At 39.2% G+C, this 752-nt stretch carries 2 protein-coding genes; one reads left to right on the forward strand and one right to left on the reverse strand.

Annotated features, from left to right (window positions below):
• Positions 1-366: DNA polymerase (locus ACFINZ_RS10630; protein ID WP_375701497.1), on the forward strand; the 366-nt coding region annotated here is incomplete at its 5' end.
• Positions 367-381: 15 nt separating this feature from the next.
• Here the strand turns inward: ACFINZ_RS10630 and ACFINZ_RS10635 are convergent.
• A partial coding sequence (locus ACFINZ_RS10635) for an endonuclease/exonuclease/phosphatase family protein (RefSeq protein WP_375701498.1) occupies positions 382-752 on the reverse strand: 371 nt, incomplete at its 5' end.

Here is a 752-nt window from a genome sequence, read left to right on the forward strand (position 1 = left end):
AATGGTTATGTAGAAACAATTTTTGGACGTCGTATTCATTATCCGGAAATAAAAGCAGCTAGTCCACAAGTTCGTTCCTTTAATGAACGGGCTGCTATCAATGCACCAATTCAAGGATCAGCTGCGGATATTATTCGCCGTGCTATGATTCAAATGGAAGATGCTTTGGAAAAAGAAAAACTGTCAGCTAAAATGTTGTTACAAGTGCATGATGAATTGGTTTTTGAGGTACCAGAAGAGGAGAGTAAAAAAACCATGGCTGTTGTTAAAAAAGTTATGGAAAACGCTACAATGCCGGTTTTATCTTTGTCTGTGCCGCTTGAAGTAAAAGTAATGGTCGCTCAAAATTGGGATGAAGCACATTAGCCTTTTTCATTTATTTTATTTTTTAAGAGTAGCCATTGCATGAGAAAGATCAAGATAAGCTTTGATAGGCAAATGATCTGAGGCAATGCGTGCAAGCGGTGAATGATGATTTTCAATACGTATCACTAGTTGATGAGGGAAAGCAAGAATTCTATCAAGAGCCAGAAGGGGGAAACGAGAAGGAAAGCTTGGTACGGTTCCAACTGTGCTATCAAAATAGGGTGCAAAATGGTTTAAAGATGAACCTTTTCCAATCCGCCATTCATTAAAATCCCCAATAAGCAGTGTAGGCATAAGAGGGCGTTTTTGCAGCAGTGAGAGGAGCATTTTTGTTTGCTGATTACGAGAGTGGCGTAATAAGCCAAAATGAGCGGCAATAACACGAA

Source organism: Bartonella sp. AA81SXKL (assembly GCF_042196945.1).
Taxonomy (GTDB): domain Bacteria; phylum Pseudomonadota; class Alphaproteobacteria; order Rhizobiales; family Rhizobiaceae; genus Bartonella.